The organism is Bradyrhizobium sp. CSA207 (genome assembly GCF_029051685.1).
GTDB lineage: Bacteria > Pseudomonadota > Alphaproteobacteria > Rhizobiales > Xanthobacteraceae > Bradyrhizobium.
The window spans coordinates 1-23,698 of the sequence record NZ_JAACFT010000058.1; the positions used below are offsets into that span (position 1 = coordinate 1).

Annotated in this window: 28 protein-coding genes and 1 tRNA gene; 11 read left to right on the forward strand and 18 right to left on the reverse strand. The window is 62.9% G+C overall.

Annotation, left to right across the window (positions count from 1 at the left end):
• Positions 1–292: 292 nt before the first annotated feature.
• On the reverse strand, positions 293–985 hold the full coding sequence (locus GWG65_RS37775) for a GntR family transcriptional regulator (protein ID WP_275200478.1): 693 nt from the start codon (positions 983–985) through the stop codon (positions 293–295).
• Between the two features lie 219 nt (positions 986–1,204).
• Here GWG65_RS37775 and GWG65_RS37780 point away from each other — a divergent pair, with 219 nt between their 5' ends.
• The 4 genes from GWG65_RS37780 (at position 1,205) to GWG65_RS37795 (ending at position 5,111) form a co-directional block, all read left to right on the forward strand.
• On the forward strand, positions 1,205–1,828 hold the full coding sequence (locus tag GWG65_RS37780) for a TRAP transporter small permease (RefSeq protein ID WP_275200479.1): 624 nt from the start codon (positions 1,205–1,207) through the stop codon (positions 1,826–1,828).
• Positions 1,828–3,093: a TRAP transporter large permease gene (locus tag GWG65_RS37785; protein ID WP_275200480.1), complete on the forward strand. Its 1,266-nt coding sequence runs from the start codon at positions 1,828–1,830 to the stop codon at positions 3,091–3,093. The genes GWG65_RS37780 and GWG65_RS37785 overlap by 1 nt, the downstream gene beginning before the upstream one ends.
• A 22-nt stretch (positions 3,094–3,115) precedes the next feature.
• Positions 3,116–4,099 (forward strand): TRAP transporter substrate-binding protein, encoded by a 984-nt coding sequence (locus GWG65_RS37790; RefSeq protein WP_275200481.1) that lies wholly within the window; start codon positions 3,116–3,118, stop codon positions 4,097–4,099.
• 85 nt (positions 4,100–4,184) lie between these two features.
• A complete protein-coding gene (locus tag GWG65_RS37795; RefSeq protein WP_275200482.1) occupies positions 4,185–5,111 on the forward strand; it encodes a dihydrodipicolinate synthase family protein in 927 nt (308 codons plus the stop codon).
• Positions 5,112–5,225: 114 nt separating this feature from the next.
• Here GWG65_RS37795 and GWG65_RS37800 read toward each other — a convergent pair whose 3' ends face one another.
• The 4 genes from GWG65_RS37800 to GWG65_RS37815 form a co-directional block, all read right to left on the reverse strand.
• Positions 5,226–6,137, reverse strand: coding sequence for a hydroxymethylglutaryl-CoA lyase (locus GWG65_RS37800; RefSeq protein ID WP_275200483.1), 912 nt, complete (start codon positions 6,135–6,137; stop codon positions 5,226–5,228).
• Positions 6,138–6,144: 7 nt separating this feature from the next.
• Positions 6,145–8,166 (reverse strand): acetyl/propionyl/methylcrotonyl-CoA carboxylase subunit alpha, encoded by a 2,022-nt coding sequence (locus tag GWG65_RS37805; protein ID WP_275200484.1) that lies wholly within the window; start codon positions 8,164–8,166, stop codon positions 6,145–6,147.
• Between the two features lie 4 nt (positions 8,167–8,170).
• Positions 8,171–9,775, reverse strand: coding sequence for a carboxyl transferase domain-containing protein (locus GWG65_RS37810; RefSeq protein WP_275200485.1), 1,605 nt, complete (start codon positions 9,773–9,775; stop codon positions 8,171–8,173).
• A gap of 83 nt (positions 9,776–9,858) precedes the next feature.
• Entirely contained in the window at positions 9,859–11,031 is a 1,173-nt protein-coding gene (locus GWG65_RS37815) for an isovaleryl-CoA dehydrogenase (RefSeq protein ID WP_342760707.1), read from the reverse strand.
• Between the two features lie 101 nt (positions 11,032–11,132).
• On the opposite strand from GWG65_RS37815, the gene GWG65_RS37820 reads away from it, so the two are divergent.
• Positions 11,133–12,161 (forward strand): AraC family transcriptional regulator, encoded by a 1,029-nt coding sequence (locus tag GWG65_RS37820; RefSeq protein ID WP_275200486.1) that lies wholly within the window; start codon positions 11,133–11,135, stop codon positions 12,159–12,161.
• Between the two features lie 21 nt (positions 12,162–12,182).
• Here the strand turns inward: GWG65_RS37820 and GWG65_RS37825 are convergent, their stop codons facing one another.
• Positions 12,183–12,677 carry an Lrp/AsnC family transcriptional regulator gene (locus GWG65_RS37825; RefSeq protein ID WP_275200487.1) on the reverse strand — a complete coding sequence of 165 codons (495 nt, stop codon included), beginning with the start codon at positions 12,675–12,677 and terminating at the stop codon, positions 12,183–12,185.
• Positions 12,678–12,786: 109 nt separating this feature from the next.
• The gene (locus GWG65_RS37830; protein ID WP_275200488.1) at positions 12,787–13,092 is read right to left on the reverse strand and encodes an ETC complex I subunit; all 306 of its coding nucleotides are present in this window, start codon (positions 13,090–13,092) and stop codon (positions 12,787–12,789) included.
• A gap of 264 nt (positions 13,093–13,356) precedes the next feature.
• Here GWG65_RS37830 and GWG65_RS37835 point away from each other — a divergent pair, with 264 nt between their 5' ends.
• Positions 13,357–14,526 (forward strand): OpgC domain-containing protein, encoded by a 1,170-nt coding sequence (locus tag GWG65_RS37835; protein ID WP_275200489.1) that lies wholly within the window; start codon positions 13,357–13,359, stop codon positions 14,524–14,526.
• Between the two features lie 22 nt (positions 14,527–14,548).
• On the opposite strand, the gene GWG65_RS37840 is transcribed toward GWG65_RS37835, so the two are convergent.
• Positions 14,549–14,743, reverse strand: a complete 195-nt coding sequence (locus GWG65_RS37840; RefSeq protein ID WP_275200490.1) for a hypothetical protein — start codon at positions 14,741–14,743, stop codon at positions 14,549–14,551.
• 984 nt (positions 14,744–15,727) lie between these two features.
• On the opposite strand from GWG65_RS37840, the gene GWG65_RS37845 reads away from it, so the two are divergent.
• On the forward strand, positions 15,728–16,462 hold the full coding sequence (locus GWG65_RS37845) for a hypothetical protein (RefSeq protein WP_275200491.1): 735 nt from the start codon (positions 15,728–15,730) through the stop codon (positions 16,460–16,462).
• A gap of 149 nt (positions 16,463–16,611) precedes the next feature.
• Here GWG65_RS37845 and GWG65_RS37850 read toward each other — a convergent pair.
• The 4 genes from GWG65_RS37850 to GWG65_RS37865 all read right to left on the reverse strand — a co-directional run bounded on the left by GWG65_RS37850 (position 16,612) and on the right by GWG65_RS37865 (position 18,994).
• Positions 16,612–16,688: transfer RNA gene (locus tag GWG65_RS37850), tRNA-Pro, on the reverse strand.
• 93 nt (positions 16,689–16,781) lie between these two features.
• The gene (locus tag GWG65_RS37855) at positions 16,782–17,267 is read right to left on the reverse strand and encodes a DUF192 domain-containing protein (RefSeq protein WP_275200492.1); all 486 of its coding nucleotides are present in this window, start codon (positions 17,265–17,267) and stop codon (positions 16,782–16,784) included.
• Between the two features lie 137 nt (positions 17,268–17,404).
• On the reverse strand, positions 17,405–18,034 hold the full coding sequence (locus tag GWG65_RS37860) for a cold-shock protein (RefSeq protein WP_275200493.1): 630 nt from the start codon (positions 18,032–18,034) through the stop codon (positions 17,405–17,407).
• 198 nt (positions 18,035–18,232) lie between these two features.
• On the reverse strand, positions 18,233–18,994 hold the full coding sequence (locus GWG65_RS37865; protein ID WP_275200494.1) for a Sir2 family NAD-dependent protein deacetylase: 762 nt from the start codon (positions 18,992–18,994) through the stop codon (positions 18,233–18,235).
• A gap of 417 nt (positions 18,995–19,411) precedes the next feature.
• Here GWG65_RS37865 and GWG65_RS37870 point away from each other — a divergent pair, with 417 nt between their 5' ends.
• The gene (locus GWG65_RS37870; RefSeq protein ID WP_275200495.1) at positions 19,412–19,576 is read left to right on the forward strand and encodes a hypothetical protein; all 165 of its coding nucleotides are present in this window, start codon (positions 19,412–19,414) and stop codon (positions 19,574–19,576) included.
• Positions 19,577–19,647: 71 nt separating this feature from the next.
• Here the strand turns inward: GWG65_RS37870 and GWG65_RS37875 are convergent, their stop codons facing one another.
• On the reverse strand, positions 19,648–19,932 hold the full coding sequence (locus GWG65_RS37875; RefSeq protein ID WP_275200511.1) for a hypothetical protein: 285 nt from the start codon (positions 19,930–19,932) through the stop codon (positions 19,648–19,650).
• A gap of 195 nt (positions 19,933–20,127) precedes the next feature.
• Between GWG65_RS37875 and GWG65_RS37880 the strand changes: the two genes are divergently transcribed.
• Both GWG65_RS37880 and GWG65_RS37885 read left to right on the forward strand, forming a co-directional pair.
• On the forward strand, positions 20,128–20,442 hold the full coding sequence (locus GWG65_RS37880; RefSeq protein WP_275200496.1) for a hypothetical protein: 315 nt from the start codon (positions 20,128–20,130) through the stop codon (positions 20,440–20,442).
• A 103-nt stretch (positions 20,443–20,545) separates the two neighbouring features.
• Complete coding sequence (locus GWG65_RS37885; RefSeq protein WP_275200497.1) at positions 20,546–20,671, forward strand: hypothetical protein; 126 nt, start codon at positions 20,546–20,548, stop codon at positions 20,669–20,671.
• Here GWG65_RS37885 and GWG65_RS37890 read toward each other — a convergent pair.
• The gene (locus tag GWG65_RS37890) at positions 20,668–20,865 is read right to left on the reverse strand and encodes a hypothetical protein (protein WP_275200498.1); all 198 of its coding nucleotides are present in this window, start codon (positions 20,863–20,865) and stop codon (positions 20,668–20,670) included. The genes GWG65_RS37885 and GWG65_RS37890 overlap by 4 nt on opposite strands.
• Before the next feature lie 427 nt (positions 20,866–21,292).
• Between GWG65_RS37890 and GWG65_RS37895 the strand changes: the two genes are divergently transcribed.
• Complete coding sequence (locus GWG65_RS37895) at positions 21,293–21,601, forward strand: hypothetical protein (protein WP_275200499.1); 309 nt, start codon at positions 21,293–21,295, stop codon at positions 21,599–21,601.
• Positions 21,602–21,773: 172 nt separating this feature from the next.
• Here the strand turns inward: GWG65_RS37895 and GWG65_RS37900 are convergent, their stop codons facing one another.
• The 4 genes from GWG65_RS37900 to GWG65_RS37915 form a co-directional block, all read right to left on the reverse strand.
• Positions 21,774–21,914, reverse strand: a complete 141-nt coding sequence (locus GWG65_RS37900; protein ID WP_187435703.1) for a hypothetical protein — start codon at positions 21,912–21,914, stop codon at positions 21,774–21,776.
• Positions 21,915–22,330: 416 nt separating this feature from the next.
• Positions 22,331–22,627 carry an HU family DNA-binding protein gene (locus GWG65_RS37905; protein ID WP_148738387.1) on the reverse strand — a complete coding sequence of 99 codons (297 nt, stop codon included), beginning with the start codon at positions 22,625–22,627 and terminating at the stop codon, positions 22,331–22,333.
• Positions 22,628–22,886: 259 nt separating this feature from the next.
• Positions 22,887–23,114, reverse strand: coding sequence for a hypothetical protein (locus GWG65_RS37910; RefSeq protein ID WP_148738386.1), 228 nt, complete (start codon positions 23,112–23,114; stop codon positions 22,887–22,889).
• Positions 23,108–23,341, reverse strand: a complete 234-nt coding sequence (locus GWG65_RS37915; RefSeq protein ID WP_275200500.1) for a hypothetical protein — start codon at positions 23,339–23,341, stop codon at positions 23,108–23,110. The genes GWG65_RS37910 and GWG65_RS37915 overlap by 7 nt, the downstream gene beginning before the upstream one ends.
• Positions 23,342–23,698 lie beyond the last annotated feature (357 nt).

Genomic DNA, 23,698 nt, shown 5'->3' on the forward strand with positions numbered 1-23,698 from the left:
GCTTGCTTTTTGCCTTATGCGCGACGCTCAAGCGAAAGACCCCTTACGACGCGGACCATAACAGCACGAAGAACTCTGCAAACGCGTGAGCCTATTCCTTTGTTCGGCCAGGCGGCCATTCCTTCGTTCCGACCTGCCGATCGCCAGAGCGCCGCGCGCAGATGCTGTCCAGGATGCCTTCGGCACCGGCAGAGCCGGCGCGTAGCGTCCGGGACAGCGTCGAGCACGGCGCTACGATATGCTCATTCAAGGACCCTCAATCCCCCTTGACCACCGGTAGGAGGTCCTACGATTAACGCTTGCTCTTCCGTCGGGACTTCGGCGCAATCGTGCCGCTGCCCACGACCTGCAGCAGATCCTTGCGCACGGATTCGATGTGCCGCTCCAGGAAGCGGCAGGCCTCCTCGACCTTCTGCGCGCGGCAGAGCGCGACGAGATGGGCATGTTCCTTCTCAGCTATGCCCATCGCCTTGGTGTTGGAGAGCTGCAGGCGCGTGTAGCGGTCGCTGGTCTGGAGCAGCGACAGCACGATGGTCCTGGTGCGCGGCTGCGGCGCGTGAACGTAGAGCGCCATGTGGAAGTCGGCATTGAGCTGCCCCCAGTCGCTGACGTTGCGCGCCTTGATCGCCTTCTCGAAGCGCTTGTGGATGTCGTCGAGCCCCTCGAAATCCACCGCCGTGAAGCGAGGCGCCGACTGCGCCAGCAGCCGCGGCTCCAGGATCCGGCGTAGGTCGAAGACGTCATTGATCTCGTCCAGCGACAGCTCCGAGACGATGGCGCCCTTCTGCGGGACGATCCGCACCAGCCCTTCGGCCTCGAGCTGAAATAGTGCTTCACGCACGGGAATGCGGCTGACGCCATAGGCGTCGCCGAGCGCGTCCTGGCGCAACTGTGATCCCGCCGGATATGTGCCGTCGAGGATCGCCCGCCGGAGCTGGTCGACGATCGCAGCCGACAGGGTGCGATGCTTCAGAGGCTCTTTCATTTGATCTTCCGTCTTCCTCCCCCACTCGTCCGGACGAAGCGGTCCCTCTCTTGCATGTTGAGGTATCCCGCAAAAGCCGGGTGTTCGGCAAAAGCCAGGTGCCCAGCAAAAGCGCGTCCTGCCGCCGGAATGACCGCAATCTCCGTTTGACACGCAAAATGTATAAATTATACATTCGCCAATAGCACGACAAATCTCGCTTTGGCGTTGGGGTCTTTCATGATCGAGCAGACGGTGCCGGATGTGCCGGCGTTCAGCGCCCGGCGGATCGTCGTGAATGCTTCCAGTGCCCTGCTCGCCTGCGAGCGGATCGCGCTGATGGGCCTGATGTATCTGCTCACCGGCCTGATCCTAGTGAACGTCGTCACCCGCTACTCGCATTTCCCGATCTACTGGATCGATGAATCCGCGGTCTATTGCGTGGTCTGGCTGACTTTCATCGGCGCTTCCGCAATGACGCGGCTGCGGCTCGACTTCGCGGTCACGATGCTGACGGAGCGTCTTTCGCTCCGCCACCAGAAGATCGCCAAGGTCATCTCGACCGGCCTCGTCGTCGTGTTCGGAATCGCGCTGATCATCACCTGCGTGCTCTGGATGGATCCGGTCGGGCTCGCGCGAGCCGGTTTTGACGGGCGCAAGCTCGCCGCGGAGACCTTCAACTTCCTCTACACCGAGCACACCCAGACGCTGAACTGGCCGACCTGGGTGCTCTACCTGACGCTGCCGATCTTCGCGGTGTCGATGACCGTTCATGGTCTCGCCAACCTGTTGGAGGATCTCGAGCTGGTCCCGCGCACGCCGCCGAAGGGCTTTGCGCTCTCCGAGCTCGACGGGGTCAACTGATGATCACCTCGGCGGCCTTCGTCGCGATCATGCTTGTCGGCGTGCCGATCGGCCTCTGCCTGTGCCTCGCAGGTCTCGTCTATATCGCCGCATCCGGCAATCCGGTGCTGTTCCAGTCCTATCCTCTTCAGCTGTTCGGCGGCGTCGACAGTTACGGCCTGATCGCCATTCCGCTCTTCATCCTGATCGGCGAGATCATGAACGGCGGCGGCATCACCCGCCGCATCGTCGACATGGCGATGGCGTTCGTCGGCTCGCTGAAAGGCGGGCTCGCCTACGTCAACATTCTCGCCAACATGTTCATCTCCTCGATCCTGGGATCTGCGACCGCGCAGGTCGCGATCATGGCCCAGATCATGGTGCCGGAGATGGAGAAGAAGGGATACGACAAGACCTTTGCGGCGGGGCTGACCGCCTATGGCGGGATGCTCGGCCCGATTATTCCGCCGTCGGTGATGTTCGTGGTCTACAGCGTGCTGGCGCAGGTCTCGGTCAGCGACATGCTGATCGCCGGCATCGTGCCGGGCGTCATCCTCACCGTGATGTTCTGCCTCGTCATCGCGCTGATGGGATACGTCTACAACTATCCGCGCGCCGACTATCAGACCCCGCGTCAGCGCGTGGCGACGATCCTGCGAACCTCGCCCACCCTGCTGATCCCGATCGTCATCGTCGGCACCATTCTTGGCGGCCTCGCCAACGCAACGGAATCCGCGGCCGTCGGCGCGGTCGCCGCCGCGCTGGTCGGAAAGTTCTGGACCAAGGAGTTCGAGTTCTCGCAGCTGCCGCAGATGATGCTGCGCAGCGCCATCTACGCGGCGATCGTGCTGTTTCTGGTCGCCGCCGCGGCCGTGTTCTCCTGGGTTCTGATTTTCGGCAAGGTGCCGCAGGAGACCGCCGGCTGGATCCAGTCGGCCGCCAAGGATCCCGTCAGCTTCATGCTGATCTGCAACGTGATCCTGCTGGTGATCGGCACGGTGATCGACGGCATTCCCGGCCTGATCATGACGGTGCCGATCCTGCTGCCGGTCGCGACCGAGGTCTATCACATCGATCCCAGGCATTTCGGCGTGGTGGTGGTGATCAATCTGGTGCTCGGCCTGTTGTCGCCGCCGGTCGGGCTCTGCTTCTTCGTCGCAGCCGCCGTCACCGGCGCCAAGCCGGGCAAGATGTTCATGGTGACGCTGCCGTTCTTCATCATCTCCTGCGTCCTGCTGGTGCTGCTCTCGCTCTATCCGTCGCTCTCGCTGATCCTCGTCAAATAGGCCCGCTCAAAGGAGCCCAACCATGCCGATCTCACGTCGCCGCTTTCTCGCCGCCAGCGCAGCCGTGCCGCTGTTCGCACCATCCCTCGCACTGGCACAGGCCAAGGAATTTCGCCTTGGCCTGATCACGCCCAATGGCCATTCCTGGAATAAGGCCGCGCTCAAATTCGGCGACGATCTCAAGGCCGCCACCAGCGGCCGCCTGACCGTGACCGTGTTCCACTCCGGCCAGCTCGGCAACGAGCCCGCGATGATGCAGCAACTGCAGTCCGGTGCGCTCGACATGGGCTTCATCCAGGCTGCCGAGCTCGGCTCGCGCGTGCCGCACATCGCCGCGATCAACGCGCCCTACATCGTTCGCTCCACGCCTGCGGTCGCGAAATTCGTGCGGCATCCGGCGGCGATCAAGTTGTTCGAGGTGCTGCCACAGGAGACCGGCACGATCGGGCTCGGCTGGGGCATCACTGGCATGCGCGCGGTGTTCTCGTCCAAGGACCTGACCACGCTGGCCGACATTCGCGGCATGAAGCTGCGGATCAATCCGACGCCGGTCTACCGCGATTTCTATTCGTCGCTGGGCGCTGCGCCAACGCCGATCCCGACACCCCAGGTGTTCGATGCGATGGCCAACGGCCAGGTCGACGGGCTGGAGGCCGATCTCGAATTCTCCTGGAACCAGCGCTTCGACAAGGTCTCGAAGGTGATCCTGCAGATGAACGCCGTCTTCATGCCGATGGCGGCAGTGGTCTCGGGCCGGGTCTGGCAGTCGCTGCCGGGCGCCGACCGCGAACTGATCACCAAGACGGTCAAATCGACGCTCGACGCACAGATCGACGAGCTTGCCAGCAATGAGCCGACACTGATCGAGAACTTCCGCAACGCGCCGATCCCGATCCGGCAAGTGCCGGCCGGCGATACCGAGGCGGTGATTGCCGAGTTCGACAAGATCTGGCTGCCCAAGGCGCCAGTTCTGGCCGAGCTGCGCAAGGTCGGCGCAACGCTCTGATCCGATTCGCCATCATCCTCACGACACCCGGCGGACGCAGCAATCCGCCGGCAAATCCACTTGGCAAAATCATTGGAGTAAAGCCATGAGCCCCCGCATTTCCTGGCAAGGCGTCTTCCCGGCCGTGACCACGCAATTCCACGACGATCTCTCGCTCGACATCGACGCGACCGCAGAGGTGATGGAGGGGCTGATCCGCGATGGCGTATCCGGCCTGATAGTCTGCGGCTCGGTCGGCGAGAACACCTCGCTGGAGCGCAAGGAGAAAGTCGCGATCATGGAGACGGCCAAGTCGGTCGCGGCCGGCCGCGTGCCCGTGCTGTGCGGCATCGCCGAGTTCACCACGGCCTTCGCGGTCGAGACGGCCAAGCAAGCCGCGCGCGTCGGCATCGACGGCGTGATGGTGATGCCGGCGCTGGTCTATTCGTCCAAGCCGCACGAGACCGCCGCGCATTTCCGTGCCGTCGCCACCGCGACCGACCTGCCGGTGATGCTCTACAATAATCCGCCGATCTACAAGAACGACGTCACGCCGGATATCCTGGCCACGCTTGCCGATGTCGAGACCGTCGTCTGCTTCAAGGATTCCTCGGGCGACACAAGGCGCTTCATCGACACCCGCAACATGGTCGGCGACCGCTTCGTGCTTTTCGCAGGGCTTGACGACGTCATCGTCGAGAGCGTCGCCATGGGGGCGGTGGGCTGGGTCTCCGGCATGTCCAACGCCTTTCCGCGCGAGGGCGAGACGCTGTTCCGGCTCGCCAAGGCGGGACGCTATGCCGAAGCGATGCCGCTCTACGAATGGTTCATGCCGCTGCTGCATCTCGACGCGCGGCCGGACCTCGTCCAGTGCATCAAGCTGTGCGAGCACATCATGGGCCGCGGCACCGCATTGACCCGCCCGCCCCGCCTCGCGCTGTTGCCGCAGGAGAAGGCCGAAGTCGAGGCGATGATGGCCAAGGCGCTGAAGAACCGCCCGCGCCTGCCGGATGTGGGATTGAAGGCGGCCTGAGCCTACGAAAGCTTGCTCAGTCGTCGTTGCGAGGAGCCCCTTGCGACGAAGCAATCCAGAAACCCTCCGCGGAAAGATTCTGGATTGCTTCGCTGCGCTCGCAATGACGGAGGACTAGGAAGCGGCGCGCTGCCGCTTCGCGTTCAGCGCGGATGCCACGCGGCTCACGGGCGGCTTGCCCAGCAGGCCGCTCATCTCGTTGGTCGCCGCCAGCAGCTTATCCATATCAACGCCAGTCCTGATCCCCATGCCCTCGAGCATGTAGACGACGTCCTCGGTCGCGACATTGCCGGTCGCGCCCGGCGCGTAGGGACAGCCGCCGAGACCGCCGGCGGCGGCATCGATGACGCGGACGCCCTCCTCCAGGCCGGCATAGAGATTGGCGAGCGCCTGGCCGTAGGTGTCGTGGAAATGCATCGCGAGATGGGCGGCGGGAATGTTGGTGCTGACGGCGCGCAGCATCTCCTTGGCCTTGGTAGGCGTGCCGACGCCGATGGTGTCGCCGAGCGAGATTTCGTAGCAGCCCAGATCCCACAAGGTCTTGGCCAGATCCGCTACTGCCTTCGGCTTGATCTCGCCGTCGAACGGGCAGCCCAGCACGCAGGAGATATAGCCGCGGACCCTGACGCCGTCTTGCTTGGCCCGCGCGAGAACCGGCTTGAAGCGCTCGATGGACTCCGCGACCGTGCAATTGATATTCGCCCGTGAAAATCCTTCGGAGGCCGCCGCGAACACCGAGACGACCTGGGCACCCGCCGCGCGCGCGGCATCATAGCCCTTCTCGTTCGGCACCAATACGTGGAATTCGGCGCCTTTCACATGGCTCACGCCGCGCAGCACGGCGTCGGAGCGCGCCATCTGCGGGATCGCCTTGGGTGAGACGAAGGCGCCGACTTCGACGGTGGTGAGGCCGGCCGCAACCAGCGCCTCGACAAAGGCGATGCGGGCCTCGACGCTGACGGGTGTCTTCTCGTTCTGGAGGCCGTCGCGCGGGCCCATTTCGATGATGCGGACCTGGTTGCTCATGTCACTCTCACTCGGCCAACGGTTCGACCACGGCAAGCTCGACGCCCTCCTGCACGATGTCGCCGACCTTGCACTTGATCGCCGTCAGGACGCCCGCAAACGGGGCGCGCAGCGTCTGCTCCATCTTCATCACCTCCAGGGTGAGGATCGGCGCACCCTTCTCGAGCGTTGCGCCCGCCTCCGCCAGCAAGGCGACGACGGTGCCCGGCAGCGGTGCCGTGATCTTGTCCTCGCCGACATGCTCCTCGCTCTCGCCGCCGAACGGGTCGACCCAGTGCAGATCGAAGCGCCCATTGCGCGTGCGCAAGTACAGCTCATGGCCGTCGATCACGGCCGCGACCTGCGACTTGACGCCGTCGAGGGTCAGATCGAAGCCGCCGTCCCGCGGCGCAATCGCGAATGCCAGCTCGCGTTCGCCGACCACGAGCGTCGACGGCCCGCTGCCGTAGTTCAAGGTGACTTTCAGCTCGGGCCCATGACCAACACCAACACCATGGCCGACGCGGAAGGAAAAGCTGCGCTGGCGGCGACCGACCGGCATCCAGCCAAACGTCTGCCAGGGCGACTGCGGTTCCGCCTGCACGGCTTTGCGCTCATCGTTGATGACGGCGGCAACCGCGGCACACAGCTCCAGCTCGCTAGGTGCCGGCGCAGCTGACGTCAGGACTGCCAATTCGCGCTCGATGAAGCCGGTGTCGATCGCGTTCGCCCGCACTTTCGGATGCGTGATCAGCGCCGACAGGAACGGGATGTTGGTGACGATGCCGCGGACGTCGGAATCTTCCAGGCCGCGGTTCAGCCGCTCGATTGCGACATCCCGCGTCGGCGCCCAGGCAATCATCTTGGCCAGCATCGCGTCATAGTAAGGCGAGACGCTGTCGCCCTCGCGATAACCGGAATCGATGCGCAAGCCGCCGGTTTCCGCCGGCAGACGCCAGGTCGAGATCCTTCCGACCGACGGCATGAAATTCCTGGTCGGATTCTCGGCGTAGACGCGGGCCTCAACGGCGTGGCCGTTGAGACGGATCTCGTCCTGCTTCAAGGGCAGTGCCTCGCCGAAGGCGACGCGCAACTGCCACTCGACCAGATCGATTCCGGTGATCAGCTCGGTCACGGGATGCTCGACCTGAAGGCGCGTGTTCATCTCGATGAAGAACACGTCCTTGCCATCGGAGACGAACTCGATCGTGCCGGCGCCGACATAGTTGACCGCGCCCGCGGCCTTGCGCGCAGCGGCGCAGACGGCCTCGCGTTGCGCAGGGTTCAGCGTCGGCGACGGCGCCTCCTCGATCACCTTCTGGTGCCGGCGCTGCAAGGTGCATTCGCGCTCGAACAGCGACAAGAGATTGCCGTGGCTGTCGCCGATCACCTGCACCTCGATGTGGCGGGGATTGTCGACGTATTTCTCGATCAGCATACGATCGTCGCCGAACGCAGCCTTGGCCTCGCGCTTGGCGCTGATGATCGCGGGCTCAAGCTCGGCCGCCGAACGCACGATCCGCATGCCGCGGCCGCCACCGCCGGCTGAAGCCTTCACCAGAATGGGAAAGCCGATCTTTTCGGTCGCCTTCCACAGCGTCGCCTCGTCCTGCGCCTCGCCATGATAGCCGGGCACCAGCGGCACGCCGGCCTTCTCCATCAGCGCTTTCGAGCCGGATTTCGAGCCCATCGCATTCATCATCGCGGCGGTCGGGCCGACGAAGACCAGGCCGGCATCGAGGCAGGCCCGCGCAAAGTCCGCATTCTCGGACAGGAAGCCGTAGCCGGGATGCACCGCCTCTGCGCCGGTCTTGCGCGCAGCCTCGATCAACCGCTCGACATTGAGATAGCTGTCGCGTGCCCGTGCCGGCCCAAGCAGAACGGCCTCGTCGGCGAGCGCGACATGCATGGCGTCGCAGTCGGCCTCGGAATAGACGGCGACCGTGCGCAGGCCCATGGTGCGCGCGGTGCGGATGACGCGGCAGGCGATCTCGCCGCGGTTGGCGATCAGGAGTGTGCGAAAACGCCGGTAGAGCTTTGAGCGGTCCATCGCATCACATCCTGAACAGGCCGAATTTCGTCGGCTCGATCGGCGCATTCGACGCCGCCGAGAGGCCAAGGCCGAGCACGAGCCGCGTGTCGGCCGGGTCGATCACGCCATCGTCCCACAGCCGCGCGGTCGCATAATACGGGTGCCCCTGACTCTCATATTGCGCGCGGATCGGGCTGCGGAATGTCTCTTCGTCGTCCTTGGACCAGCTATCGCCCTTGGCCTCGATATTGTCGCGCCGGACCTGGCTCAGCACCATCGAAGCCTGCTCGCCGCCCATCACCGAGATGCGCGCGTTCGGCCACATCCACAGGAAGCGCGGCGAGTAGGCACGCCCGCACATGCCGTAATTGCCGGCGCCGTAGGAGCCGCCGATCACGACGGTGAATTTCGGCACCGACGCGGTCGCAACCGCCGTCACCAGCTTGGCACCGTCGCGCGCGATTCCGCCGGCCTCGTATTTCTTGCCGACCATGAACCCGGTGATGTTTTGCAAGAACACCAGGGGAATGCCGCGCTGGCAGCACAGCTCGATGAAGTGAGCTCCCTTCAGCGAGCTCTCGCTGAACAGGATGCCGTTGTTGGCGATGATCCCGACCGGAAAACCCCAGATGTGGGCGAAGCCGCAGACCAGCGTCGTGCCGTAGAGCTTCTTGAACTCGTCGAACTCGGAGCCGTCGACGATGCGGGCGATGATGTCGCGGACGTCAAACGGCTTGCGGCCGTCGACCGGCACGACGCCGTAAATTTCCTCAGCCGGAAACAGCGGATCGCGCGGCGGATGCATGTTCAGGTTCGGCCGCGCTGACGGCTTCAGCGTGCCGATGATGCGTCGCGCGATACCGATCGCATGGGCGTCGTTCTGGGCGTAGTGGTCGGTCACGCCGGACTGGCGCGAATGCACGTCGGCGCCACCGAGCTCCTCCGCACTCACGACTTCACCGGTCGCCGCCTTCACCAGCGGCGGGCCGCCGAGGAAGATAGTGCCTTGATTCCGCACGATAATGCTCTCGTCCGACATCGCCGGCACATAGGCGCCGCCAGCGGTGCAGGAGCCCATCACGATCGCAATTTGCGGAATGCCTTGCGAAGACATCTGCGCCTGATTGTAGAAGATGCGGCCAAAGTGCCGCTCGTCCGGAAAGATCTCGTCCTGGAGCGGCAGGAACGCGCCGCCGGAATCGACCATGTAGACGCAGGGCAGGTTGTTCTGCCGCGCCACGTCCTGCGCGCGCAGATGCTTCTTCACGGTCATGGGGTAATAGGTGCCGCCCTTGATGGTGGCGTCGTTGGCCACAATCACGCATTCGCGGCCCGCGATGCGCCCTACACCCGTGACGACGCTCGCCGAATGCACGTCGCCGCCATAGAGGCCATAGGCCGCAAGGGGCGACAGCTCCATGAACGCGGTGCCGGGGTCGATCAGCAGGTCGACGCGTTGGCGCGCCAGCATCTTGCCGCGCGCCGTGTGGCGGTTGCGCGAGGTCTCGCCGCCGCCGCCGGCGACCTGGCTGAGCTTCTCGCGCAAGTCCGCGACGAGCGCACGCATGGCGTCAGAATTGCGGGCAAAATCTGATGAAGACGGATCGATGCTGGAATGGAGCGGCATGCAGGTCCCGCGTTTCTGGCGACGTGGTGAGAGGCCGCGGGCAGGTTGGACCAGTTCCGCGGCAATTCCTATGGCGTGAAGGCTTAGGCGGTTTCCGCCATCAGTTCCCGGCCGATCAGCATGCGGCGAACCTCCGAGGTGCCGGCGCCGATCTCGTAGAGTTTGGCGTCGCGCCACAGTCGCCCAACCGGAAACTCGCTGGTGTAGCCGACGCCGCCCAGCGCCTGGATCGCCTCGCCCGCCATCCACGTCGCCTTCTCCGCGGAATAGAGGATCGCCGCGGCGGCATCCTTGCGCAGGCTACGGGCGTGATTGGCGCGGTCGCAAGCGCGCCCCACGGCATAGACATAGGCCCGCGTCGCCTGCCAGGTCGAATACATGTCCGCGAGCTTGCCCTGCATCAGCTGGAAGTCGCCGATCGGCTGGCCGAACTGCTTGCGCTCGTGCATGTATGGCACCACCGCATCCATGCACGCCGCCATGATGCCGAGCGGGCCGCCGGAGAGTACGGCGCGCTCATAGTCGAGGCCGGACATCAGTACCTTGACGCCCTCGCCCACGCCGCCGAGCACGTTCTCTTCCGGCACCTCGCAGTCGTCGAAGAACAGCGGATAGGTGTTGGAGCCGCGCATGCCGAGCTTGTCGAGATGCTGGCCGTGGGTGAAGCCCTTAAAGCCCTTCTCGATGAGGAAGGCGGTCATGCCGCGCGGGCCGGCCTCCGGATCGGTCTTGGCATAGACCACGAGCACGTCGGCATCGCCGCCATTGGTGATCCACATCTTGGAGCCGTTGAGCACGTAGCGGTCGCCGCGCTTGTCGGCGCGCAGCTTCATCGAGACTACGTCCGATCCGGCGCTCGGTTCGGACATCGCGAGCGCGCCGACATAGTCGCCGGAAATCAGTTTGGGCAGATAGCGCTGCCGCTGCGCGTCGCTGCCGTTGCGGCGGATCTGGTTGACGCAGAGGTTGGAGTGTGCGCCGTAGGACAGCCCCACTGCGGCCGAGCCGCGCGAAATCTCCTCCATGGCGACGATATGGGCGAGATAGCCCATGCTGGAGCCGCCATATTGCTCAGGCGCGGTCATGCCGAGCAGGCCGAGGTCGCCAAAGCGCTTCCAGAGGTCCGCGGGGAACAGGTTGGCCTTCTCGATCTCGGCGGCGCGCGGCGCGATCTCCGCCTCCACGAAGGCGCGAAGGGTGTCGCGCAGCATGGCGATGTCTTCGCCCAGATCGAAATCGATGCTTGGGATGTTCAAGGCGAGTCCTCCGAATTCTTATCGGCCCGAACCTACCCCCGTGCCGGTGCCGCTTCGGTCGAAAAGGTTGCATTTTCCGCCAAGTTTGGCGAGGATTTTTCATGCCTTTCCAAGCCGCGACCGCCACGCCCCGCCGCGCCGTGACCCCCGCCGCCTTCGTCCGCGGCGTGGTCGCCGCCTATGCCCGCTACGGCCGGGATCCGGCCGAGGCGCTGGGGAAGGGACAGGTCACCGAAGAGCTCGCCCAATCGATGGACGGGCGGGTGACAGCGGCGCAATTCGAGGCGCTGGCGGGCCATGCCATGCGCGAGCTCGACGACGAAGCACTGGGCTGGTTCTCGCGCCGGCTGCCCTGGGGCACCTATGGCATGCTGTGCCGCGCCTCGATCACCGCGCCCAATCTCGAGGTCGCGCTCAAGCGCTGGTGCCGGCATCACCGTCTGCTGACCGAGGACGTCCTGTTCGAGCTCGCCGTGAGAGAGGAAACCGCGACCATCTCGCTTCGCGAGCAGCGCGACCTCGGTGATCTCCGCGAGTTCTGCCTGGTCACCCTGCTCCGCTATGTGCTCGGCTTCTCGTGCTGGGCCGTCGATTCCGCAATCGCGCTCCGCACCGCGGAGTTTCCCTTTCCCGAGCCGCACCATGTCTCGGTCTATCCGACGATCTTCTGCAGGAATGTCCGTTTCGATGCAGACGGCGCCCGCATCGTCTTCGACAGGCACTATCTGTCGCTGCCGCTCACCCGCAGTCCGGCCGACCTCGACAGCATGCTCAAGGGCGCGCTGCGGCTGACCGTGCTGCCCTATCGGCGCGACCGGCTGCTGGTCGAGCGCGTCCGCCACGTGCTTCGCAATGCGCGCGGCCGCATCCTCGGCGCGGAGGATGTCGCGAGCGAGCTGGCGCTTTCCACTCGGACCATGCATCGGCGCCTGCGCGAGGAAGCCACCTCGCTGCGCGACCTCAAGGAAGAGACCAAGTTCGAGCTCGCCAAGCAGGAGCTGATGCGCGGCCGCACGCCGATCAAGCGGATCGCGGAGATCGCGGGCTTCCGTAACGAAAAGAGCTTTTCTCGCGCCTTCCGGAGCTGGACCGGGGCCTCACCGCGCGAATTTCGCGACAGATACCGTTGATGTATGGGTTGAGCGCAGTCCCTAGCCCGCCGACGCGGACGCGGCGAGTTCCTGCAATGGCAGCGGCACGTCCTTCGCCACGCCGAGCACCGGAAAGCTGCGGACGTTCTTGACGTTGGGCATCGCGGCAAAATGCAGCAGCTGCTGGCGCATGTTCTCCACGCTCGGCGCAACGCATCTGAGCAGGTAGTCGGTGTCGCCCGAAATCCGCCAGCACTGCTGGATGCGCGGGATCGCGGCGATCGAGCTCTCGAAGGATTCCAGCACCGGCTGGGCCTGGCTGGCGAGTTGAATAGTGACGAACGACACCACTTCGTAGCCGAGCAGCCGCTCGTCGATGACGGCGCGGATCGCCCGGATCACGCCGCGGCTAAAAAGAGATTTCAGCCGCCTCACGCAGTTGGGCCCGGACACGCCGACGCGAAGCGCCAGCTCGTTGTTACGGACCCGCCCATCCCGCTGCAACTCGGACAAGATCCGCAAATCGACGCCGTCGAGCTGGTCACGCCCGGCCATACCCCACCTCGCCATCCCGTTACGCCTCACGCTAGCGAAGCACGCGGCCTAGGAGCTGCCAAGGGTTCTCAGGGGAAGCCCAGCTCTCGCTGCCAGCAGCGACCGCGCCTCAATGCGTCCAGGGCTCGCCGCGGCGGAAGGAGAAATTGTCGGCATAGGCGACCGGCCGCTGCACCGATTCCTTGGGCTCGATCACCTGGTAGGCGATGCCCTTGCGCTCGCAATAGGCGACCGCCTCTTCCTTGCTGTGGAAGCGCAATGTGATCTGCTGCTTCATGTCCCCGGACGAGGTCCAGCCCATCAGCGGCTCCACTGCGCGCGGCTGCTCCGGCTCGTAATCGAGCTGCCACTCCCGGGTCGTGGACCGGCCGGATTGCATCGCGTTTTTGGCGGGCTTGAAAATGCGTGCGGTCATGGGGTGGTCCGGGCCTCTTTGCGTCTTTTCGTTCGATTTCGATGCGTCACGGTAGCAGTTGGTGGAAAACGCGGGGATAGCTAGTATAGAGACACCTTTCGGGAACTGATCGGTGATTCCGGGCCCCCCGGTAACCTAGCCGACGGGTATAGTCATTATGCTGCGCCGTGACAATTGCGTACCCGCCTTCCGCGCCGGGCTCCCGCCCGGCGGCTCTGCCTCGCCGACATCAGCCTATCTATTCCCTCCGAAAGCTCCCGTCGCATGGCCTTCCTGAACATCAACGCAACGCTTCCCGAAAAAGGCCGCGACCTCAGGCTCGACCTGTTTCGCGGCATCGCGAACTGGGCGATCTTCCTCGACCACATCCCCGACAATGTCGTGAACTGGATCACGACCCGCAATTACGGCTTTTCCGACGCCGCCGATCTCTTCGTCTTCATCTCCGGCTACACTGCATCCTTCGTCTATGCGCGGATGATGCTGGAGCGGGGTTTCCTCGTCGGCGCCACCCGGCTCACCAAGCGGGTCTGGCAGCTCTACGTCGCCCACATCATCCTGTTCGTGATCTACATCGCCTCGATCAGCTATCTGGCGCTGCGCTTCGGCGATTCCGAGATGATCAATGAGTTCAACGTGGCCGGCCTCGTCGACAATGCCACCGAGACGCTGCGGCAAGGCCTGTTCCTGCGCTTCAAGCCGCTCAATCTCGACGTGCTGCCGCTCTACATCGTGCTGATGGGGCTGTTCCCCCCGGTGCTGTGGTTCATGCTGCGCAAGCCCGACCTGACGATGGTGCTGTCGATCGTGCTGTGGCTGACCGCGCGTCACTTCGGCTGGAATCTGAACGCCTATCCCGCCGGACAATGGTACTTCAACCCGTATTGCTGGCAGGTGCTGTTCGTATTCGGCGCCTGGTGCGCGATGGGCGGGGCGCGGCGCTCGATGAATGTGATCAACGCGCCGATCACGCTCTACCTTTGCCTTGGCTATCTGCTGTTCGCGCTGATCATGACCATGGCCGGCCGCTTCCCGAGCCTCGGCGGCATGTTCCCGCAGTGGCTGTTCTCGGCCTTCAACCCGAACGACAAGACCAACCTCGCGCCCTACCGCTTCATCCACTTCGTCGTGATCGTGATCCTGGTGATCCGCTTCGTGCCCAAGGAGTGGCCGGGGCTGGAGTGGAAGGGGTTCGATCCGATCATCGTCTGCGGTCAGCAATCGCTCGCCGTGTTCTGCGTCGGCGTGTTCCTGTCCTTCGTCGGCCATTTCGAGCTGTCGATGAGCTCGGGCTCGCTGTTCGCGCAGATCTTCGTCAGCGTCGCCGGCATCGCGATCATGACGACGGTCGCCTATTACATTTCCTGGTCGAAGCGGCAGGACAAGCCGCTGAAGCCACCGCCGTCCAAGCCGGCGGCGGCGAAGGCGGGCTGATCCCGGCGGCAGCAGCGCCAGCTCAAGCCGCTTCGTTGCTGTCGTACTCGGTGAATTTTTTGTAGATCCAGTCGCGGCCGTCGTGGCGCCGCCAGACTTTGCCGTAGACGAGCTGCCCGTTGATCGAGCGGCGCGGCACGAGCACGGTCCAGAGGTGCCAGATATCGGCCCAGCTGGACTGCGGATTGACGGTCGGGACGTTGCGATCGAAAGACATGACGCAGAACTCACAAGATACGAGCGCCGCGACGAACTGTGATCTTGTGTGAGCATAGATTGCAGGCAGCCCATCGCGCGCCGGGACCGAGTTGATAGCAGTCGCGAACGCGACCGCAACAACCGCTCTGCCTTAACCTAACCGGTCAACCTTAACTGTCGCGAGAGAGCAGTAAGACCGGTTGAAAGCCACCGCCGGTTTTTCTAGAATGGGTACGCGATTTGAAAACGAGCGCGCCGTTTTGAGGGGCGCGTGGCAATTTTGAACTGCTCAATTTTGAAAAGTGCTTCCTGGCTGGGGCGACCACAATGAATTTGCAGTGTGCCTGTCTGCGCTTGGCGGTGCGATCGACGCCGCCTGCTCCGGCCATCAACACATCCGCTCAAGAACCACCGAAAGCCTCGAACGACAACCATGGGATCTGGCCGTTCCTGCCGTTTCCGCTCGGCTGGTACGCGACGAACTGATTGGCCCGCTCCGAAAAGCGCAACGCCGCGCAAGCGGAATATCATCGCTTGGCGGCGTCCGTTTAGACATTGGGCGCTGAAATTCCCAACACCCATATGTCTGTGGCGACGTCCAAAGGTTCGATGAACTTTGGTCATGTGGTCTGGACTGGTCAGGCGCTCCGGGACGCGTGTCCCGGCATGAGCGATCACTGGGCTCAGACGCTGGAAATGGTGCTGGACGTGCTCTGAGCGCCGTCGCCGAGCGGTGGCGGTCGATGGCGACGTCGTCACCGCCGCAGCGGATGAACAATCGCACTGATCGACATGATGAGCTCGCCTTAAGGAGACGCCGGTGGGACGCAGATAGGGTCCCTCGCCTTTCTCCCTTCAACGCGGAACGCGTCGAAATCAGGCGCTGAGAGCGTGGCCCGCCATGGACTTGCCAAGCTCGTGACGCGATTTGCGCGGGATGAACATTGCAAATTGTTTCTGAACGATATCTATGCTGTTTCAGCCATTCGACGGATTGGGAACCATGCGCGCCTTTCTTAAATCTATCCCGCAGCTTCGAAGGCTTCGCTACCGCCTGATGCAGCTCAAACACGGGACCAAGAGCGAAGCCGATGAAGCGGACATTCTAGCTGATCTTGCCGCGACCACAGCGGCGCCGAAGACATTTGTTGAGTTCGGCTTCCACCCCGTGAAATTCAACTGTGCTGCATTCGCCAACGAGCCCGAATGGAGGGGGCTCTTGATTGACGGCTCGGCCGAACAAGTCGAAGACGCAAAGGTCTTGCTTCCGACCTCGATCGATATTCGAAACAGCTTTCTCTCTCTCGACAATCTCGATTTCATTCGAACCAAATTCGAGCGCCTCGGCATTCTCTCTATCGACGTGGATGGCAACGACTACTGGTTTCTCGAAAAGCTGATCGGGATTGGTCCGTCGATCATTTCGGTCGAGTACAACGCCAGTTTTGAGTCTGCCTCGGTCACCGTTCCTTATGACCCCACCTTTGTTCGCCACCAGAAGCATCCAACTGGCTGGTACCACGGCGCGTCGCTCGCGGCCCTTGCGAAGCTTTGCGGGGAGCACGGGTACGGGTTGGCGGCTGTATCGACCTACGGAGCGAACGCCTTCTTCACGAAGTCCGGCAATCTCGATCCGGCGGCCGCGTGGAAGCCAAATCTCGAGCGCAACGCGTGGTCAGGCACGACTTCAACCCAGCAGTGGGAAGCTATCAAGGGAATGCCATTGGTCGCCGTATGAAGAGATCCAGGCGGGGTCGCGCGCTTGGCGCGCATCCGCCGGCATTTGGCGAAGCAATGCGCCCTGCTCGCGCCTTCCTCATGAACTTTCCAATCACAATTTCTGCGACGGAAAGACCGGCCCATCTTGCTCTAAGTGTTTGAAAACACTGGTCGGGGCAGCTGGATTCGAACCAACGACCTGCAGTACCCAAAACTGCCGCGCTACCAGGCTGCGCTATACCCCGAATGTCCGGCGAGCCCTGTCGATACACGCTTCCCAGGGCGCCAGCAAGCTTCCCAAGCCGCCCGCAAGGCGACAATAATTCCGCCGATCGATCCTATTTGCTGCCGAACAGCGGGTGGCCGACGCGGTCGCCGGGACGGATGCCGTATTTCTGCGCCGTTCCCGCCGGCACCTCCAGGACGCCCTTGGCGAGACCGTGTGACGAGATGATCTTGGTCGACATCGGCTCGGTATTTTCCGCGATGCGCAGGATGCGGCCGTCGGCGCGGATGAAGATCATGTCGAGCGAGATGTAGGTGTTCTTCATCCACATCGACACTTCCTGTTCGGGGCTGAAGTCGAACAGCATGCCCTTGCCGTCCGCCAGCTCCTTGCGGTGCATCAGGCCGGTCTGCTTCTCCTCCTCCGTCGTCGCCATCTCGACCGAAAACACCTGAACGCCGTTCTTGGTGACGATCTCGAGCGGCTGGAAGCTCGCGGCGCCGACGGGCGCGCTCACAACGGCAAAGGCAGCGATGACGAGGATGGCAGCAAGCCAGCTCCGGCTCAGGAACCAGGCGGCCATTCGATCAGAACTCATGGGGACACTCGGACAGCAATCATGCCTGACGGCGTGGGACCGCGACAATCCTTACGCGGCGATCGCCGCAAAAGCCAGATGGCGCACGCGGCCCTGGCAGCGCGCCTCTGCTCACGATTGCGGGAATGGGCAAGGCCTTAGTGCGAAGAAACCGGCGACCCGGTCTCGGGATGAATCTCGGCGGCCATCATGCCCTTGGAGCCGGGCCCATAGCGGACCAGGACGTACTGGCCGGGCCGCAGCTCGGTCATGCCGTAGCGGCGCAGCGTCTCCATGTGCACGAAGATGTCGGGGGTACCCTCGCCGCAGGTGAGGAAGCCGAAGCCGCGCAGCCGGTTGAACCATTTGACCTGGGCCCGCTCGAGGCCGCTGGTCGGGGTCACCGTGACGTGTGTGCGCGGCGGCAGCATCTGCGCCGGATGGATCGCGGTCGACTCGTCCATCGAGACCACGCGGAAGGCCTGATAGCCCTTGGCGCGCTGGATGCATTCGACGACGATGCGGGCGCCCTCGTACGCAGTCTGGAAGCCGTCGCGCCTTAGCACGGTAACGTGCAGGAGCACGTCGGGCCGGCCGTTGTCGGGAACGATGAAGCCGTAGCCCTTGGAGGCGTCGAACCATTTGATGACGCCGTGCACCTCGACGAGGTTGGCGCTGGCCTCGCCCAGTCCGGTGAAGGGACTGAGCGCGCTGTCGCGGCCGGTACCGTGTTCGCCCACCGCGGGAACTCCAGCCTTCTTGGACTCAAATCCGTCCGACGACCCCATAACCCCGGACCCCACACTGCCATGCAACCCGCCTGAATGGCGGCGTCGAATCACGCGTCTTTCGAGAATCATCTCAGCTGGACGCGACGCGAATCTTTCGAATCAAAAGATAACACTCTCGGTTGAGAGGCATAGACAAAAAAGAGATTCGCCGGAACCTATGAACAGCTTGCACAGGCGCGAATCAAAAACGACCGATCAATTGCCGACGAACGGCCCGAGCGTTTCGCCGATGTCATGGCGGATCACGAGGTCGGCGATGTCGTCCTGCTCGGTCGGCTCGCGATTGATGATGACCAAACGTGCACCGGCGTTCTTTGCCATCATCGGAAAGCCCGCCGCAGGCCATACGACGAGCGAGGAACCGATCGCGATGAAGAGGTCGCAATGCTGCGACAGCTCGGTTGCGCGCTGCATTTCGCCGTCGGGCATCGCCTGGCCGAACGAAATGGTGGCGGTTTTCACCGGCTCATCGCAGGCGATGCAGTCGGGGGCGGCGCCAACCTGATCGAACCGGCGCTTGACCCAGTCGAGCTGATAGGTCTGCCCGCATCCGATGCAGCGCGCATAAGTGGTGTTGCCGTGAAGCTCAATCACATGCCCGGCGGCGAAGCCGGAGGCTTGGTGCAGATTGTCGATGTTCTGGGTGACGACAGCGGGAACCTTGCCGGCGCGGTAGAGCGAGGCCAGCGCGCGGTGACCGCGGCCGGGCTTTGCCGCCGCAAAGGTCTCCTCCATCGCAAAGCGCCGGCGCCAGGCTTCGTCCCGCGCGTCCTGGCTGGCGACGAATTCGTCGAACGGAATCGGACGGTTGCGAGTCCACAGCCCGCCCGGCGAGCGAAAGTCGGGGATGCCGCATTCCGTCGAAATGCCGGCGCCGGTGAACGGCACGATGGTCTTGGCTTCGGCGATCATGTCGCCGAGCCGTTCAACGCCGCTGCGAAGATCCGATGCGATCATGGGCAAGTGATCATGGGCAAGTGATCATGGGCAAGTGATCCGTAGTCAAGTCATCCGTGGTCCCGAGCATGGCTCTATAGCATGCCGCAGCCGGACGTTGCCGTCACCTTGCAGACGCCTGTGCCCGGCGGACATCTTGTGCCTCACGCGCGCTGATTTGCTTTCGCGATTTGTTTTTGGGCTAGCCGCAACATGTGCAAGCGACAAGATTGTTGACACTCTTATCCACCGTCTCGCGAAACGCAGTCGGCAATTTTTTCCGCCCTTCGCTTATCACAATCCTGCAATGCCTCCTCCCCATTGACGCCCCAATCAGAAGCGCCAATGCATGTCTTCGAATACGACTCAGGTGCAATGCGGCGGCGCCGCTTGGGTTCAGGTGTCAACGCAGTTCAAGTGCGAACAGAGGGGATGGACATGACCGAAGACCAGGAACGCAAAGTCCGCGAACGCGACGAGATCGCCGCACGTGTCGCCGCCTTCCGCGCCACCCAGGAAAAATTCAAGCGCGAGCGTGAGGAATATTGCGTCTCAACGCTTGAGAATGCCCGCAAGGTCGAACGGCCCTCGCTCTGGCCGTAGATCATCGCGCAAGAAACCTTCATGAAAAAAGCCCGGAGCATCGCTCCGGGCTTTTCGCTTAGCCGTGGCTGTTACCAGTGACGGTAGTAGTAGTGGTGGCGGTGGCCATAATAGTACGGTCCGCCGCCGTAATAGGCGTAAGGGCCAGGTCCGTAATAATAAGCCGGGCCATCGTAATAGCCGTAGCCATACGGATGGGACGCAGCCAGCGCGCCCGCGGTGATCGCGCCGGCGGCAAGACCGAAGGCGAGACCCGGACCGATGCCGCGACCGCGCGCCTCCGCAGGAGCCGGCGCCGCGACTGCGCTCACGCCCACCGCCGCAGCGGTGGCCAGAACTGCGAGTGTTTTCTTCATCATGCATCTGCTCCTTCGTAGCTGGCGAAACAACGCCGGCTCTGTGTCATGGTTGCGCGCGCCGTGGAGGAACCCCAGGGCGCAAAAAAATTGGCGCGAGCGGAACGAAATCGGCTCTCATGGATTGAGGTTGCGAGTGCAAGCCTCCGCTATCCGGTAGAGGCCGCGCACGAAGCCCCGTCAGCATCTACTGTGATGCTGGCGGGGTTTTGTTTCAGGAACGAAAATGGCAGCACAGCCAACCGGCTGCCAACGGGGCGGGTGATCGAGGAGGAAAGATTGCCGATATCCGCTCTGCTCGCCCGCATCCGCAGGCTCGTTCCAAAAACACGCGATCAACATTACGAGGAGATCGTCCACAGCTTTGGCGTCGGCACCCTTCGCCCGCCAGCGACGCCGATGACCGACGGTGAGCTCGCACGCGCCATTGCCGAGTTCCTCAAGGAGCAGCCGTCCCCCAAATCCGTCGCGACGCTCGGCCGCCGGCTCGACCCCTCCTCCCCGCTTTGAACCGGGAATTTTTTTGGAAATTTCTTTTTTGGAAATTTCTTGGCGAGCGAGGAACATCTCTTTCGCGCGCACGTTGTGTCGACTTCGCGCAAGAGAGGCCGACATGCCCGTGTGGCTCGAAGTCCTGCTCAACCTGGCCGGCTATGCCGGTTTCGTCGCGCTCGCGAGCCGCGGTGCGTCGTGCCGCCACGCGGGCCCCGACGACCAGATCTACCGCGACGAGCGCTAGTTCGCGCGCGGCGCCTGGCCGGCGGTGCGCACCAGCCGGTCGGCCTTGACCGCGACGCGCGTGTCTTCGGCCTGCGGTCGCAGCGAAAAGCTGATCACCACGAAGGCGAGGCAAAACAGCGTGCCGACAACAGCGACGCGCCGGTAGGTGTGCCGGTCGCCTTGATAAAACGACGGTTCTGAAAAAGGCGTCATGACAAAGCGGTTCGTTCAAAGGTTCTTGGGTAAAGGTTCTTGGACAAAGGTTCTTGGACAAAGGTTCTTGGACAAAGCGGTTTGTTGGTTGCCGTTGCCAGACACTATCCCAACGCGCCGCAACTGCAACGCGACTTCGCTTTTAACCTAACCGATTAGCGTTATCGGCTTCGCCGCAAACTTTCGTTAGCAGGTTTGCGGAAGAGGCTCAGACCTCCGCGAGCCATTACAGCGTCGCGCGAAAGCCCGGGCAGTTATGGCAGTGCCACTGACCAGCTTTGTTCTAGCTTCGACTCCATTTCGTTCTCAAAGAACGAATCGGAATCGAAGAAATCGGCGCGGAGCAACTCCTAACAATTGGTGTGCAGCGCGCGATGCAGGCACGATTACATCACGATCACATGGCGTCAGCGAGGCATCACACCGGATGGCCGCGACAAGCACGGGCCGCATCGACATCGACAGGCGCAGCTTGTTCTGCATCCGACTCCATTTCGTTCTCAAAGAACGAATCGGAATCGATAAAACCAGCGCGGCGCGTTTGCTAACGATCGATGAAAGTATGGTCTGTCATTTCGCCGGCGGCAGGAATTTCGAGACGACCGCAAACACGATGACGATCTCGCGGCACGGCTCGCACCAGAAAGTGTTGGTCGACTTCGCCGTCATCGGCTTGGCGCATCGCGGGCATGTCATGCACGGCGAACGTTCACTGCAAACGCTGGTTCCTAAATGACCGGAGGCAAAGGTCCGAGGCCGCCACGCCTCGCCAGAGGACGGGCTTCCAACGGCAACGTCGCTGTCACTCCTGCAATCATGCCCCTTGGGCGCACGCAAGCGAGTCCGGCCCGTTCTAATTCGAACGCGCGCCGGCGATGTCCAGCGCCCTCCTCAACCGGTGACGCTGCTCAAGCTGCCGATCGCTTGGCGCTGTCCTTCTCGGCGAAGCATTCAAGGATCTGGATGCGGAGTTCTTCTGCGGCCGGGCCCCGGACCTTCCTGAGCTGATTCCAGAGCCGGATCACTTCGCGCTGTTTCTCGATGGTCATGAATCACCTCCACGACCCCAACTAGAACAAAATGGGAACGAATGTCCAGCGCGATGTTGAGAGACCCAGGCGAGCCGTCCAAGCGATTTCCGCGAGCTTCGCGTTGAACCTTCTGTGCACTGCAAAGACTCATGGAAGCTGGGGATTTCAGCGCCCAGTCAATATGGCAGCGCCGCCTGACGAACATATTCCGTCATCGCGGCGCTGTTGCTTTTTGGATTTTCAACTTTAACTTAGAAATACGGCTGGCGGCCAGGCGCTGAAATCCCATTGCCGTCAGCTGGAGAGCCCCGTGCGAAAGCACGGGGTTTTTCTCTTGCGATGCTCGCCGATTGGAACGCCGAGGCCGCGATCGAGTGCACGCTCGCCGCGACCGCTCGACACGCAGCTCTCTATCGTCGGATCAAACAGCGTCCTTAAACAGCGTCCTTGGCAACCTTCAGCGGCGATGCCTTGACCGACTTGCTGGCCGGCTTGGCCGCGAACTGCATCGGCTCTTTCGTGAACGGATTGACGCCCATGCGGGCTTCGGTCGCCGGCTTGTTCACCACCGACATTTTCGCAAAGCCGGGAATGACGAACTCACCGGACTCGTTCAGCTCCTTGTAGCCGACCGTCGCCATGTACTCGATGACCGACTTCACGTCGCTCTTTGCAACCTGCGTGCCCTCTGCAATCGCATCGATCAACTGGTTCTTGGTCATCTTCGCCATGTTCTGGAATCCTTTGAATGTGGTGCGCGAGAGCCGCGATGTGGCTCTGCCCGGGACGCGGTAAAACTACGCAGCAGGCTGCTGTTCATACCAACGGTCATGAAAGTCACCGGGCTTAGAACCTATTGAGGCCCAAAACGCAAGCAGCAGTTGGCCGTGAGTTCCGCACAATAACTCAGCCCGCATCACCCGAAGTCACGAAAGTCCAAGCAAAAATCGATGCGTTCGAAACAATCGCCGCAGCACGGATTTCCACAACTCAGGGCACGCGATCGCTCTTGCGCGATTCACCGATTGAAACCGGCTTGTTCAGAAAATACTCCCGGTTGCCGGTGGCCGCTTCCGCATATTGGTCGATCGCCACAATGATGGCCTGCACATGCGCATAGCACCACCCTTCCCGCGTGGCTTTGCGTCGAACGTCTTCCAGCGCTTTCAGGAAGGGCGAAAGCTCGGGCTCATCGTCGAACCAGCGCAGCGCTACCACTTGCGGCCTCCGAGCGCCTTGCCCTGGTTGTGATGCGGCTGGTTCTTCTTCAGGGCATCCCGTTGCGCACAGAGATCGTCGATCCTGGCCTGCATCCGGCTCAGCAATGCTTCGGCCGAGGCCGTGCCGATGCCCGCCCGTTGCAGCCCAAGGATCTCCTTGCGCTGGCGCCCAACCTGGATGCGCATCTGTTCGATCTCCCCCCTGATGAAGTCCAGGTCCGGCATGTTCAGCTCCCGTGACGTCCCCACCGAATTAGAACAAAAAGAGAACATAGAGGCAAGCCGCTAGGGCTAGGCGGAACCCGGGGCGTTGCAGACAAATTATGGATTCAGTGACGACAGGAAGAGCCGAACGACGAGCAAGGAAGACCTTTTGAGGCAGGCCGACAACGCCGAGCGGCACGCCGACCAGGCCGTCGATCCGGAGGTCAGGGACGCCCTGAGGAAAGCCGCCGAGGACTACCGGCGCGAGGCCGAACAGGAGGACTGACGCCCCGGCCCCGGCGCCATTCGGACGGCTGGGTAAGGTGATCGCATGTCAACATTCACGAGGGCTCGCCATGCCCATCGGACAAGAGGCGT